Origin of the sequence: Paenibacillus guangzhouensis, from assembly GCF_009363075.1 — a bacterium.
GTDB classification, from domain to species: domain Bacteria; phylum Bacillota; class Bacilli; order Paenibacillales; family Paenibacillaceae; genus Paenibacillus_K; species Paenibacillus_K guangzhouensis.
Genome location: NZ_CP045293.1, coordinates 3,221,930 through 3,235,461, shown reverse-complemented (window position 1 = coordinate 3,235,461; position 13,532 = coordinate 3,221,930). Strand labels below are relative to the sequence as shown.

At 49.2% G+C, this 13,532-nt stretch carries 7 protein-coding genes; all 7 read left to right on the top strand.

What is annotated here, in order from left to right; genetic code table 11:
* Positions 1-27: 27 nt before the first annotated feature.
* The 7 genes from GCU39_RS14545 to GCU39_RS14515 all read left to right on the top strand — a co-directional run bounded on the left by GCU39_RS14545 (position 28) and on the right by GCU39_RS14515 (position 13,530).
* A complete protein-coding gene (locus GCU39_RS14545; RefSeq protein WP_152394185.1) occupies positions 28-1,686 on the top strand; it encodes an extracellular solute-binding protein in 1,659 nt (552 codons plus the stop codon).
* A gap of 34 nt (positions 1,687-1,720) precedes the next feature.
* Positions 1,721-4,054 carry a M60 family metallopeptidase gene (locus tag GCU39_RS14540; protein WP_152394184.1) on the top strand — a complete coding sequence of 778 codons (2,334 nt, stop codon included), beginning with the start codon at positions 1,721-1,723 and terminating at the stop codon, positions 4,052-4,054.
* A gap of 207 nt (positions 4,055-4,261) precedes the next feature.
* Positions 4,262-4,474, top strand: a complete 213-nt coding sequence (locus GCU39_RS14535; RefSeq protein WP_227793577.1) for a CAT RNA binding domain-containing protein — start codon at positions 4,262-4,264, stop codon at positions 4,472-4,474.
* A 179-nt stretch (positions 4,475-4,653) separates the two neighbouring features.
* A complete protein-coding gene (locus GCU39_RS14530) occupies positions 4,654-7,275 on the top strand; it encodes a transglutaminase domain-containing protein (protein ID WP_152394183.1) in 2,622 nt (873 codons plus the stop codon).
* Between the two features lie 105 nt (positions 7,276-7,380).
* Entirely contained in the window at positions 7,381-8,514 is a 1,134-nt protein-coding gene (locus GCU39_RS14525) for a GntR family transcriptional regulator (protein WP_152397250.1), read from the top strand.
* A 299-nt stretch (positions 8,515-8,813) separates the two neighbouring features.
* Positions 8,814-10,217 (top strand): ABC transporter substrate-binding protein, encoded by a 1,404-nt coding sequence (locus GCU39_RS14520; RefSeq protein ID WP_152394182.1) that lies wholly within the window; start codon positions 8,814-8,816, stop codon positions 10,215-10,217.
* Positions 10,218-10,578: 361 nt separating this feature from the next.
* The gene (locus GCU39_RS14515; protein WP_152394181.1) at positions 10,579-13,530 is read left to right on the top strand and encodes an extracellular solute-binding protein; all 2,952 of its coding nucleotides are present in this window, start codon (positions 10,579-10,581) and stop codon (positions 13,528-13,530) included.
* Positions 13,531-13,532: the final 2 nt, after the last annotated feature.

Genomic DNA, 13,532 nt, shown 5'->3' with positions numbered 1-13,532 from the left:
TGAAAAAAATAATGGAGGGGTAACGACATGAAGGGAAGAAAGTTCAGTCTACTACTGCTCGTGCTTACACTTATGGTTTCATTATTTGCAGGATGCAGCGGAGGGGACAATGCGTCATCAGAGCGTGGCAAAGATTCAGCGAAAGGGGCAGGAGATTCGGCGCCAGCATCAGAGAATGCGACAGCGGAAGGTTTTCCGATCGTCAAAGATAAAATTACGATTAAAGGGTTCGGCTCCAAGCTGTATGATTTTGCGGATTGGAATAAGCTAAAGCTGTGGCAAGAATATGAGAAGATGACGAACATCCACATTGACTGGACGGTTGCTTCGCAATCGAATTTGAAGGAGAAACGCAATATCGTGCTGGGCGGCGGGGATTTGCCGGATATGTTCTTCGCCGCAGCGATTCCACGTGCGGACTTGATTAAATATGGACAAGAAGGCGCGTTCCTGAAACTGAATGATTACATCGATCAATATGCGCCGAATTTCAAGGCGATTATGGAGAAATACCCGCTGGTGCGGAAGGCGATCACGATGCCGGATGGCAGCATCTATGGGATGCCAACGATTTACGATCCGGAATTCAAGTCCTTGTTCTATGGTACGCCGTGGATGAAGAAAGAATGGCTCGACAATCTTGGCTTGCAGGAGCCGAAGACGCTAGACGATTTCTATAACGTGCTCAAAGCCATTAAGGAAAAAGATCCGAACAAGAATGGCAAAGCGGATGAAATCGGTTGGGGCAGCGGCTACGGTGCGGACGGACTTATTAGTTTCTTGAAAGGTTCGTTCGGTCTCGGCAACCATGGCTCGACGCATCCTTACGTCGATACGGATCCAAGCAGCGGCAGCTTGCGCTTCATCCCGACGGAATCGCGTTATAAGGAATTGCTCGAATATGCACACAAACTCTACAAAGACGGATTACTCGACAGTGAGTTGTTCACATTGAACGGTAAAGATACAGAATTCACGTCCAAAGCCTCGACCGGCGTGTACGGGTTCCTTGACAGTGTAGATCCGACAGCAGTATTCAGCCAAGAGGGGTACATTGGCACACCGGTGCTCGAAGGACCGCATGGCGACCGACTAAATACGATGCTTGGTTCACCGGTGGGCGGACTTGGTATGTTCGTATTGACCGCTAATAACAAAAATCCAGCTGAAATGGTTAGATGGATGGATTATTTCTACAGCGATGAAGGAGCCAAAATGTTCTTCCTCGGTTGGAAAGACGTGACGTACAAGGAAATGCCGAACGGCGAATTCGAATATACGGATGAAATCACGAAAAATCCGAAAGGCCTAACGCTCGACCAAGCGATCAGTCAATACCTCATGTGGCCGGGCGGTTATTATCCTGGCATCGTGAAGCAGAAGTTCTTCAAAGGTGCGGAAGGACGTCCAACCTCGGTCGACAATGCGAAAAAAGCGGAGCCGTTCACGATCAAGATCGACGACGTATGGCCATCATTCAACTATACAGCGGAGGAGACGGAAGAGCTGACGACGATCGCGAACGACATTACGACCTATGTAGGCGAAATGCGGGATAAGTTCATTATCGGAGACGAATCCTTCGACAAATGGGATGAATACGTATCGACGATTCAGAAGATGAACCTGGCACGGTATATGGAGATTTATAAACAAGCGTATGACCGATATATGGGTGAAAAATAGAAGAAAATCGAGAGCTGATACGGGAGGTTGAAGGATGGGAATCGAAGTTGAAAAACGACAGTGGGCAGGCTTGCAAGATGATTTTGATCTGATCTATCGGGATATCGAATCTCTTCCCGTGTTCGTGAAGAGCGGTGGCGTCGCTGCAATCGGCGACGAAGCATTCTCTGTACTTATCGCACCGGAGTCGAGTCCAATCATCGCAGCGTCACGTTACGGCGAAGGGCGTGTCGTACTGCTGGGTAACGCGTCCTATTTCGATCTTACGGGTTCGAATACTGTATGCAGCACACTTGCACGTAATCTATTGCTATGGCTGACGGAGGACAAAGGGAATTATCAAGGGGCATTGGAAGGCGGCAAGTATTTGCTGCTCGCAACGGCTGTGGAGACACTCACCGTTGATCCGGCCCTGCCTATCGAGATTATGCCATTCCAGGATTGGTCGTCGGCGGATCTCGATCCGTCTCGTTATCCCGTTCTGAATGTCGATGCTTCCATCGATGCTGCAGCTATTCCTGTCCTTGCGTCATATGTCCATTGTGGCGGGGCGATCATCGTCGCCCAAAAAGGATGGCAGCTCTGCGCATCGCCAGCGGAGGCGTTCAGTGCCCGTGCTGTGGGCCGGCCAACGAAGCTGGGCGATCACCCGCTGCAGCAGCTGCTGTACGAATTTGGGCTGCTAATGCTCGACAGCGTAGCGCAGTGGTACGTGCGGCCTACGGATAAACTGCCGAAGTTAGCCGCCGATCAAGCGATCCATACGCACGCGATGCAGCTGTGGGAGCAGATGGCAGCGATTGAGAGCGGCATGCTGACGTTCGAGCAGCTTGAGATCGGCAGATCGGACGCGAGCGTCGAAGACAAGGTGCGGGTGATGACCGCGATCGTCGATGGCGTCGTCCGTGCCCTGCCGAACGAAGCACCGCTGCTGCGGACAATTCAAGCGGAAGCGGCTGTCATCGAGCCGGCTACGCTGCCGCTCGATCGAGCGAAGCTGCCGTATACAGCGACGATCTTATCCTATGCGTTTCAGCATGTGACGCTGGATCCGGACAATGTGAAGTCGCCGTATGCCGACGTATTCCCGCGAGCCGTCCGCGAAGATGCATCGATCGTGAATGATCAAGTCATCGATGTCAATTTCGATTATTTGGATTTAAGCTATATGCGTATGTTATCTGCACCGGAGAACTGGCATAGCACGGGCCTGTATGCGCCAGCTGGCAGCGTGATTACCATTGTCGTGCCTGAGGATGCAGGGTACCTGCATTTCGATGCGCAAATCGGCATCCACACGGACCATCTGTGTGATCTTCCTGTATGGGATCGTGTGCCGGTGGTCGCATTGAAGGAGAGGCTGCATCCCGGTGTAAACCGATTGAATAGCCCGTACGGCGGGCTGATCTATCTCATTCCGCGGAAGTCGGAAGCAGGTGTGCGGTTACAGGTGACGATCCATGGCGCTGTGCGGGCTCCGTATTTCGTGTTGGGCCAGACAACGGATCAGGAGTGGCATGAGACGATCAAGCATTATCCTGCGCCATGGGCGGAGCTGCAGGGCAAACGGATTATCGTGACGGTCCCAACAGCTGATGTCTTGGCGCTTACGCATCCCGAGCAGCTGATGGCGAAGTGGGATGAAATCGCGGAGAGGTACGATGCGTTGGTCGGTGTCGGACATGATCTTGATATGCCGCACCGGAGTCCAGACAATCCACAACGGCTCGTCGCGGATATCCAGATTAGCGCCGGTTGGATGCATTCCGGTTATCCGATCATGTTCTTCGAGGGCGTGACCTCCCGCGAAGCGGTCGACGTGAACGTGATCCAGACGAATGCGTGGGGATTCTGGCATGAGCTCGGCCATAACTATCAGCAGATTCCGTGGTTCTGGGAGCCGATCGTTGAAGTATCCGTTAATCTGCATTCGCTGCATATTCAGATAGCATATGGGAATCGATCGAGACTGTTCGAGCTGGATAAGAACGGTAAGAATTACTACGAGAAGGCGATGGCGTTCGTGAACAGCGACGATCCCGGCAAAAATTTCGAGGACACCGGCTACTTCGAGCGACTCGTGATGATCAAACAGTTGCAGATGGCCTTCGGTTGGGGGTTCTATACGAATCTGCATATCGCTTATCGGGAGCTTCCGAGGGAGCAGGTATCTATGGATGAAGATGAGGATGAGCAGCAGAAAATCGATCTGTTTGTTGTCATGGCTTCCCAAGTTAGCGGCTGCGATCTTGTTGAGTTCTTCGAGCACTGGGGAATCCCGATGACGGACGAGGCGAGACGGAAGGTTGCCGAGCTTCGCTTGGCTCCGCCTGCAGATCCGATCTGGACATGGACGGAGCAATCTTAAGTTAAGACATGTTCGGTTTGAGGTTGGTGTGAGTAAACCGTAATCGCGTGTAAAGTCCCGTCAAGTTAAGGTTTGGCGGGATTTTTACGATAAAAAAGTAATTTTTTCAATCAAAATAAAGAAAATTTCAATCATTTCATTGTTTAAAATGAAAGCGAATTCAATTACAATAGATAGAGAGGTTGTCGTTGACTCGTCTGGATAACATTGAAGAGGAATGGAGAGATGACAGGGATGGATCGTGAGATCGTTCAAATTATTTCCCATAATGCTGTGATTGTGAAAGGTTCGAGTAATGTACATTTCGTCGCATTCGGTAAAGGAATCGGATTTAAGAAAAAAGAAGGCATGATGATCCAACAATCGGATATTATTCAGGAGTATATGATGCAGCCGGTTACCGGCTCGAAATCGATGTAAATCAGAACATGAAGCGACTGAGCCAAATGATAAGGGTTCAGTCTTTTTTTGTTTATTTTTGGAAGAACAAACGATTTAAGGGACTTGAATTAAGTATACCAAATTGTTTAGAATAGAATAAAAGGTATATCCTTTTAATTCGATTCGAGGTAATCATGGGTGAGGAGTGGATTGAACGAATGAAGAATCCGTTTTCGTTAGACGATCGTCAAGTTCAAAACATTGTAGAGAAGTTTGAGTTGAAGAAGAAATTAGCGCAAGCGAAAGAAAAGGAACTTTTTGATGTATTCGAACAGCCGATGAGTGAGGAAGAAAGGTTCGCGCTTACGTTTTTATATGCTTATATGCCATTAAATGATTTGGCGGATTACGATGGGGAGCTCTTCTTGAGCCATGTACGAACCTCCCTTGATATCCGGAAGAAAGTACCTTGGGGACAGAAAATTACAGATCATCTGTTTCTTCATTTCGTTCTACCGTATCGCGTCAACAATGAGAATATTGAAGATTGCCGCGGTTGGTTCTTCGATCAAATCTTCGATCGGGTGAAGGCTCTGTCGATGGAGCAGGCGATTCTCGAGATTAACCATTGGTGTCATGAGAAAGCGACATATATCGGAAATGACCCGAGAACGGTCTCTCCGCTTACTTTGATTCGTACGACGCTCGGGAGATGTGGAGAACAGTCCACACTCGCTGTAGCTGCACTTCGCAGCTTGGGCATTCCGGCACGCCAATGTTATACGCCGCGCTGGGCGCACTGCGATTCGAACCATGCATGGGTCGAAGCTTACGCGGATGGAACATGGTACTTCTTAGGGGCCTGCGAGCCTGAAGCAAGATTAAATGAAGGCTGGTTCCGTGCGCCTGCTCTGCGTGCGATGCTCGTGAATACTCGTGTTCCCGCGAACTATCCAGGTCCAGAGGAAGCGACGCTATCCGAGACGTGGTACACCGAGATCAATGTGCTGCCGACGTATGCAGAGAGCAAGAAGGTAACGATTCAGGTGAAGGATGAGCAGGGGGATGCCGTTTCAGGCGCGAAGGTCCAATTCCAACTGTATAACTCGGCGGAGTTTACCTCGATTGCAACGATTACGGCCGATGAGCAAGGTCAAGCATCCTTGACGACAGGCTACGGCGACTTGTGGATTCATGCCGTGAGCGGCAATCGCTGGGGCGTGCAAAAGCTTCGTGTCGCAGACGCAAGCGAGATGGAAATCATTATTTCGGAGCAGCAGCCTGAGGATGGATTCTTGGAGTTCGATATGGTGCCTCCGGTAGAGCAACCGGATTCGGCCAATACAGGGATTACGGATGAAGAGAAGCAAGAGAATACGCGCCGGGTGCAAGAGGGTGCGAGCATTCGTGCTTCCTATGAGCAGACCTTCGTAAATCAAGAACAGGCCGAAGCGCTTGCAGCTGAGCTTAATTTACCGCCAGCAAGAGTATGGGAAATGCTGAACAGAGCTCGCGGAAATAGCCATGAGATCGCGGGATATCTGAAAGAATTTGCACCGCAATTCGGTGAATGGGCGCTGAAACTGCTGGAAAGTCTGAACGTCAAAGACTTGACGGATACGTTCCGGAACTCGCTTGAAGATCACTTGGTCCATGCGTCGGCATTTGCTTCTGCGCACGATGACGAGACGTTTATGCGTTACATTCTGTGCCCACGCATCAATACGGAGATGATTGTACCATTCAGAGCGTTCTTCCTCGCGCAATTTACACCGGTGGAACAGGAGCAATTCCGTCAGAAGCCGGCTGCGCTCGCACAGTGGATTGCGGATCATGTGGAGATTCTGGAGAACTACAATTACTACCAAGGATCTGCGACGCCGCGTGGCAGCTTCATGCTGCGCAAGGGAGATCGCCTCTCCATCTATATCTTATTTGTTGCGATGGCACGGAGCTATGGCATTCCTGCAAGACTTGAGCCGAGTGAGCGGTTGCCGCAATTCATGGAGGCAGGCGTATGGAGAGAAGTGACTTCAATTCTTGTTGGCGAAGTCGAGCCGGTTGAGGAAGTGCATGATGAGAACAATGGTGGCTTCGTGAAGCTAATTCAAGCGGATGGAACAACAATGGAGTATTTCCTCAATTTCTCGATTGCTAGATTTGATCACGGAGTCTATAAGACGCTCCAATACCCTTATGGCAAAACCGACTGGAACGGCGAGAAGCTTGAAGTGAAATCCGGGTTCTATCGTCTCGTTACAGGGACGCGCTTAAGCAGCGGCACCGTGCTCATTCGGATGCATATGTTTACAGTAGAGCCAGGACAGACGATTGAGATTACGCCTATCTTCCGCGAAGAGACCGTGGAGCTCCCTGTGCTTGGCCAAGTCGATCCGCAGTTGTCGTTGAACTTCCTATCAGGCGCTGCAAGCACGGCCGCGTCCTTAGCTGGAGATTCCGGCATGCTGCTTGCATGGATAGAACCGGATCGTGAACCATCGAAGCATCTCATTCGCGAGCTGCGTGAACTGACGGCGGAATTCGAGAGCTGGGGCGGACCGATCAGTCTCGTCATCAGCGAGCGTAACCGTACGGCTGCCTTCGATCCTGACGCCTATGCGGATCTCCCGGCCAAGACGCAATTTGCGATCGATACTCAAGATGCAGGTCTCATTCGGGTAACGGGCGACGCGGATGCTGCGCAGACACAAAGTCTGCCGCTTGTTTTCGTCATTGACCAAGAAGGTCAAATCCGATACAAATCTGCGGGATACAAGCTCGGTATTGGTAGAGAGGCGCTGCAAGTGATCAAAGGAGTAACAGCGAGCGTTGTGCGCTAGCAGTGTTGAACTAATGTGAAATCGTGGTCAAAACAACGACTTTTGGCCTACCTCTAAATGTGGTAAAATGTAAGTATTTGTAGATGGACGATACGACTGGACGTGATGATTTTGGAATCGGAAAAACAACCACTCTATATGCGAATTTTGGGCGATTTGCAAGAGAAGATTCGCACGGGGCAATATGTACCGGAGCAGCAGCTTCCTACCGAAGTGGATCTTGCGGAACAATACGGTGTAAGCCGAATTACGTCCAAACGTGCCTTGATCGAATTAGAGCGGGAAGGTCTGATCTACCGCAAACGCGGAAGCGGAAGCTATGTCAAGCATCCGGAAGATGCGAATCTATCAGGGGAGACAGGGAGCCCGGTCGCACATCGCATTATTTCGATGGTCTTGCCTTATATGGCGACAAGCGAGCTTGATTATATCAAGGGAGCGCATGATTATCTGGATTCCAAAGGATATTTCCTCACGATACACAACAGCAACTGGAAGAAGGATAAGGAACGTGAAATGATTACGAAAATCCCGAAGAGCGGTCCAAGCGGGATCATTCTCTATCCGATTAGCACGATTAGCAATATCGATGTGGTGCATGCGATTTATTCGAACGACTTTCCGATCGTGACGATTGACCAATACTTCGATAGCCTGCCGATCAGCAGCGTGGTATCGGATAACTTCGAGGGCGGATACCAGACTGCGAAACGATTGATTGAGCTGGGGCATGAACGGATAGCCTTTGTATCCAGTGTGAGCGTGGAATATCGGAGCTCAGTTCGTGATCGGTACCTAGGCTATTGCAGGGCACTCAAAGACCATCGGATTCCCATCGATACGGAGCTGTTAATTACGGATTTTTATACGGAGATGTATTCGCCGAACGCGAATGCCTTCTACAACACGCTTCTCGATCGGCTGCTGGATTTGGAAGTGTCAGCGATTCAAGCAGAGCATGACCATCTTGCGGTGGATCTGGTCCGGTGCTGCTTAGACAAAGGGATACAGGTGCCTGAGCAGCTTGCAATTGCGGGATTTGACGATCATGATGTGTCTCGGCAAGCGGATGTACCGGTGAGCTCCGTAGCCCAGAACTATTATGCAATAGGCTACGAGGCCGCACGGATGATTGTTCAACGCATTGAGCAGCCGGAACTTGCGCATCAGCAAGTGAAAGTGCCGATTCGAATCATTGAGCGTGAATCAACGAGTCAGCATGTGAACACATCGGTGTAATTTATTTCATAGTAATTTAATACAGATAAGCCTTCTCCGCGGTGTAATTGACATCCAGGAGAAGGCTTTTTTTGTGCGTTGTTAACGAAATTAAATATACTTAATATTTATTTTTTTTTAAAAGGTATATCTAATGTATTTACAAAATTAAATCTCCTTCGTATAATACAAAATATGGAACACAGTTGATATAACCCGTTGTTCCAATTTCTTTAACTGGATATGTAAGCGTTTTATTTAATGTGCTGAACTATCGGTTAAGGAGGAAGTCCAAATTTATCAGATCGTGGGGGATTCAGATGAAAGCGCTTAAATTTGCTTCGTACTTCTTAACACTCATGTTGATCGTGAGTGTGATCGGCTGCTCCAAGGGCACCGACACGAAACCGGCTGCAGAGCCAGCGGCACAGCAGGAAGACACAACGAAGACTGAGCCAGCGAAAGAAGAACCAGCTGCAGCAGAAGAGAAGAAATTCGATTTGAATGGGCAGACCGTGAAGATTGGCGTGTGGTGGGATGATGCTGATCCTCGTACGATGAAGGACAAAGGACCTGCGGAAGAAGCGCAGATCAAATTGATTGAGGAAACGGAGAAGAAGTATAACGCGAAGATCGAATTCGTGAAATTCGGCGACTACGGCAAATACGTTGAGAACTTCACTGTGACTTCATTGTCCGGCGAACCGTTCGCGGATATCGTCAGATTGGAATTATTCTGGGCATTCCCGCAGCTCGTGAACAAAGAATTCATTCAACCGATTGATGAGTGGATTGACGTGAAAGACGCGAAGTATATCGACTGGATGAGAGCAGGCGGCAGCTACAAAGGCAAGCAATACGGTATCATCGATTCTGCACCTTCTCCATACGGTATTTTCTACAACAAGACACTTGTTCAGAAGCTTGGACTTGAAGATCCTTATGAGCTTCAGCAAAAAGGCGAGTGGACTTGGGATAAGTTCCGTGAATTTGCGAAAAAAGCAACAAAAGATACGAACGGCGACGGCAAGACAGATGTATGGGGTCTATCCGGTGCTTACGGCAAACTCAAAGCTCTTACAGAGCAAATGGTATATACCAATAAAGGCTCTGTCGACAAGGATGAGAGCGGCGAGATCAAGTTCTCCTTGAATGGTCCGAATGCGGTGGAAGCACTGCAATATGTATCTGACTTGTTCAATGTCGACAAATCGATTCAACAACCGATTCCAGACGATGCGAGCAAAGAGTTCGTTGCTGGTAAAGGCGTAATGTACGCAGGATTCAGCTGGGAGCTTGGGGGCTTCGTTGAGAACATGAAAGGTCAAGATTTAGGCTATGTGTTCTTCCCGAAAGGTCCTAAGGCTGAGAAATATGTATCTTATACACCATTCGGCAACATGTGGATGGTATCCAAATATTCCAAAAATGCAGAAGCAGCGCTTCACATTATTGATGAGATCAGCTTGAACGAAGCGGGAAGAAAATTGTCCGAAGAGTCTTGGCAGACTTCTTATCCGAACAAAGAGTCGATGGATACGCGTAAGCAAATGGCAGATAACATTGACTACATCTCCTACTACGCGATTCCAGACGGCGAGAAATTGTTCGAAGGCGTTGTGAAGGAGATTACGGAAGGTAAAGTATCCCCAGCAACAGCGATCGATAAAGTAAAACCACAATTCGAAGCGAACATCAAGAAATTATTGGATTCCAGCAAATAACACATAAAATGTAAGTTCAAAAAGTGAGCTTTTCACCGAGAAGGTTGCGAGAAGCCGAAGGATCTATGCTTCCGGAGCGAGTTTTTCTTCGAAAAACTTTCAGAGGAACGGAGTTTAGGCAAAACCTAAATGAGTACCTGAAATGTTTCCAGAGGAAACATACTTCGTAAGCATATTCTCTCGAGGGTGAACGCAAGATTCGACGTCGATTTATTTCATGAATCACTACGTGATCAAAAGATCACTTCTTGAACGACCTTAAATTATATTCCGCTCTTGATATGATCCCCTAATCCTGTCCCAGCTCGCTGGTTCTACGGTGATTAGGGGAATTGCTTAAGAGGAGGGGGAAACGAAACGTATGCGTCGATCCAGCAAGAAAACCGTATTCATCCTTGTAACTTGTATAGCTATAGCATGCACACCTCTCTGGTGGGTGGGCGGCGAGGCGCGTCAAGTCGCATCTGCGGAAGGCAGCAGCAGCGGCATGGATCAAGCCCTCTTATCGACTTTAACCGGAACGAGCAAGAAAGGCGGCTATCGAGAATATGCAGCCTTGCACAACCAGGCGAATCGCCCAAGCGAAGAGATTGTCATTGAAGCGGATTCCTTTGACCGAACGCAAGATATGGATGTGACTGTACTTGATCACTTTGAGGGGTCGACGGGAAGATCCGTACGTACCTCGGATTCGGGTTCGATCGAATGGAAGTTCTCTGTCCCGCAGGACGGTCTATACAACATTGGATTGAACTACTTCACGGTTAAAGGCAAAGATTCGGACATTGAACGGGAACTGCGAATCGACGGGAAAATTCCATTTACCGAAGCAAATAGCATCACGTTCCAGCGGATCTGGAAGGATGAGAGCACGACGTTTGAGCGCGACGAGCGCGATAATGACCTGCTTCCGTCACAAATCGAAGTTCCAATGTGGCAAGACATGCTGTTGAAAGATGCGACAGGCTATGTGGAAGAACCGTATGCGTTCTATTTCGCGAAAGGGGAGCACACGCTGACGCTCACTTCGGTGAAAGAACCACTAGTCATTCGATCGATCAAGCTGACAAATCCGCAAACAACGCCGTCTTATGAGACGATCGCGAGAACATATAAAGAGCGTGGTTACAAGAATGCACAGCAAGAATTAAAGATTCAAGCCGAGCATGCAACGTATAAATCTTCGCCGACACTCCTCGCGTATAATGATCATTCCAGTCCAGCGGTCGAGCCGTACCATGTATCGAAGCTGCGCAACAATGCGATGGGCGGTTGGGCATGGCGGTTGCCTGGTCAATGGATCGAGTGGGAAATCGATGTTCCGGAAGACGGACTCTATCAAATTGCACTCAAAAATCATCAGAACTACCTGCGCGGCATGGCTGCACTTCGAACCTTATATATTGATGGGCAAGTGCCTTTCGAAGAGGTGCGTCACGTGCCGTTCCCATACAATTCGGAATGGCAGATGACGGTACTCGGCAAGGATGCCGAGAATCCGTATGAATTCTATCTGACGAAAGGGAAACACAGTATTCGGTTTGAAGTTACTTTAGGTGATTTGGCGCCGATCTTGACCGCGGTCGAATCCAGCATTCTAGAGTTGAATGCCATCTACCGTGAGATTATCAGCTTCACGGGAACGGTACCGGATACGTTCCGCGATTACCAGCTGGAGCAGCGCATTCCCGATATGGTTGAGAACTTCCGGAAGCAGAGCGAGCTGTTGTATCGCGTTGCAAAGACGTTGACTGGACCGAATGGCAAGAACGATGACCGAACCGCCATGCTGAATACGCTGGCCTACCAACTTCAGGATATGGCGGATCGTCCGGAGACGGTCCCAAGCCGCGTCGAACAGTTCAAGACGAACGTCGGTTCACTCGGCGCATGGCTCTTGTCGGTGAATGAACAGCCTTTAGCGATTGACTATTTGATGATTAGCACGCCGAAGGCAGAGCTGCCAGACCCTACCGCTTCGACATGGTTATCGCTGAAATCGAGCACGATGGCGTTCTTCGCTTCTTTCTTCGAGAATTACGATGATTTCTCGGAAGACAAGAGTGATAAGGCCGTTACCGTGTGGATTACCTCTGCGCGGGACCAAGCCCAGACGGTGAAGAAGCTGATCGATGATACCTTTACACCGAAGACCGGTATCCCGATTAATATCAAGCTTGTCTCCTCGGACATTTTATTGCCATCAACCGTGGCTGGTGAAGGGCCGGATGTTGCGCTTCAAGTCGGCAATGATCTTCCTGTCAACTATGCGACGCGGAATGCGATGCAAGATTTGTCTGTCTTCCCGGATTTCGAGCAGGTGAAGACAAGATTCAATCCGAGCGCGATGGTGCCTATCTCGTATAACGGTGGGGTGTATGCGCTTCCAGAGACGCAGACCTTCCCGGTTCTTTTCTATCGCAAAGATATTCTTGAAGACGAGCTGCATCTGAAAGTACCGCAGACATGGGACGATGTCTATGAGATGCTGCCTGTCCTGCAGAAGCATAATTTAGAGTTCGGACTGCCGCAACGAGGACTGAATACATTCGGAAATGATACGGGGACGACAGATATTATTACGATCGGACCGAACCCCGCGCTTACGATGTTCCTCTATCAGAATGATGGTGAGCTCTACCGGAATAACGGCATGAAGAGCGGACTGGATTCTGAGACAGCCGTTCAGCAATTCAAGAAGTGGACCGATTTCTATGTGAATTACAAAATTCCAATCCAAGCGGATTTCGCGAACCGATTCCGAACGGGTGAAATGCCGATTGGGGTTATCGACTATACGATGTATAACAAATTATCCGTCTTCGCGCCGGAGATCAAAGGATTATGGGCATTCGCGCCGGTGCCAGGCACTAAGACAGCCGATGGTACGATTCGCCGAGAGACCGGCAGCGGCGGTTCAGCGACCGTCATGTTCAAGAAGACGAAGAACAAAGAAGCCGCTTGGGAGTTCATGAAGTGGTGGACGAGTAAAGAGACGCAAATCGCTTTCGGTCGCCAAATGGAGATTCGGATGGGTGCTTCCGCCAGGTATCCAACTGCGAACCAAGAAGCGCTGTCTGCACTTCCTTGGCCGACCAAAGATTTTAGTATTCTCAAAGAGCAAATGAGCTGGGTTCAAGGGGTGCCGGAAGTGCCGGGAGGTTACTTGACAGGCCGAAATATCGAGAATGCGTTCCGCCGTGTCGTCGTTCAAGGGGATGATGCACGCGAAGCGCTTGAATATTATGTCCGCTATATTAATGAAGAAATTACATTGAAGCGCCAAGAATTCAATCTTCCGACTGAGAAATGAGG

What these genes read in the sequence shown, in the direction of transcription:
- GCU39_RS14545 (WP_152394185.1), top strand. Translation starts at nt 28, where the DNA reads ATGAAGGGAAGAAAGTTCAGTCTACTACTGCTCGTGCTTACACTTATG.
- GCU39_RS14540 (WP_152394184.1), top strand. Translation starts at nt 1,721, where the DNA reads ATGGGAATCGAAGTTGAAAAACGACAGTGGGCAGGCTTGCAAGATGAT.
- GCU39_RS14530 (WP_152394183.1), top strand. Translation starts at nt 4,654, where the DNA reads ATGAAGAATCCGTTTTCGTTAGACGATCGTCAAGTTCAAAACATTGTA.
- GCU39_RS14525 (WP_152397250.1), top strand. Translation starts at nt 7,381, where the DNA reads ATGATTTTGGAATCGGAAAAACAACCACTCTATATGCGAATTTTGGGC.
- GCU39_RS14520 (WP_152394182.1), top strand. Translation starts at nt 8,814, where the DNA reads ATGAAAGCGCTTAAATTTGCTTCGTACTTCTTAACACTCATGTTGATC.
- GCU39_RS14515 (WP_152394181.1), top strand. Translation starts at nt 10,579, where the DNA reads ATGCGTCGATCCAGCAAGAAAACCGTATTCATCCTTGTAACTTGTATA.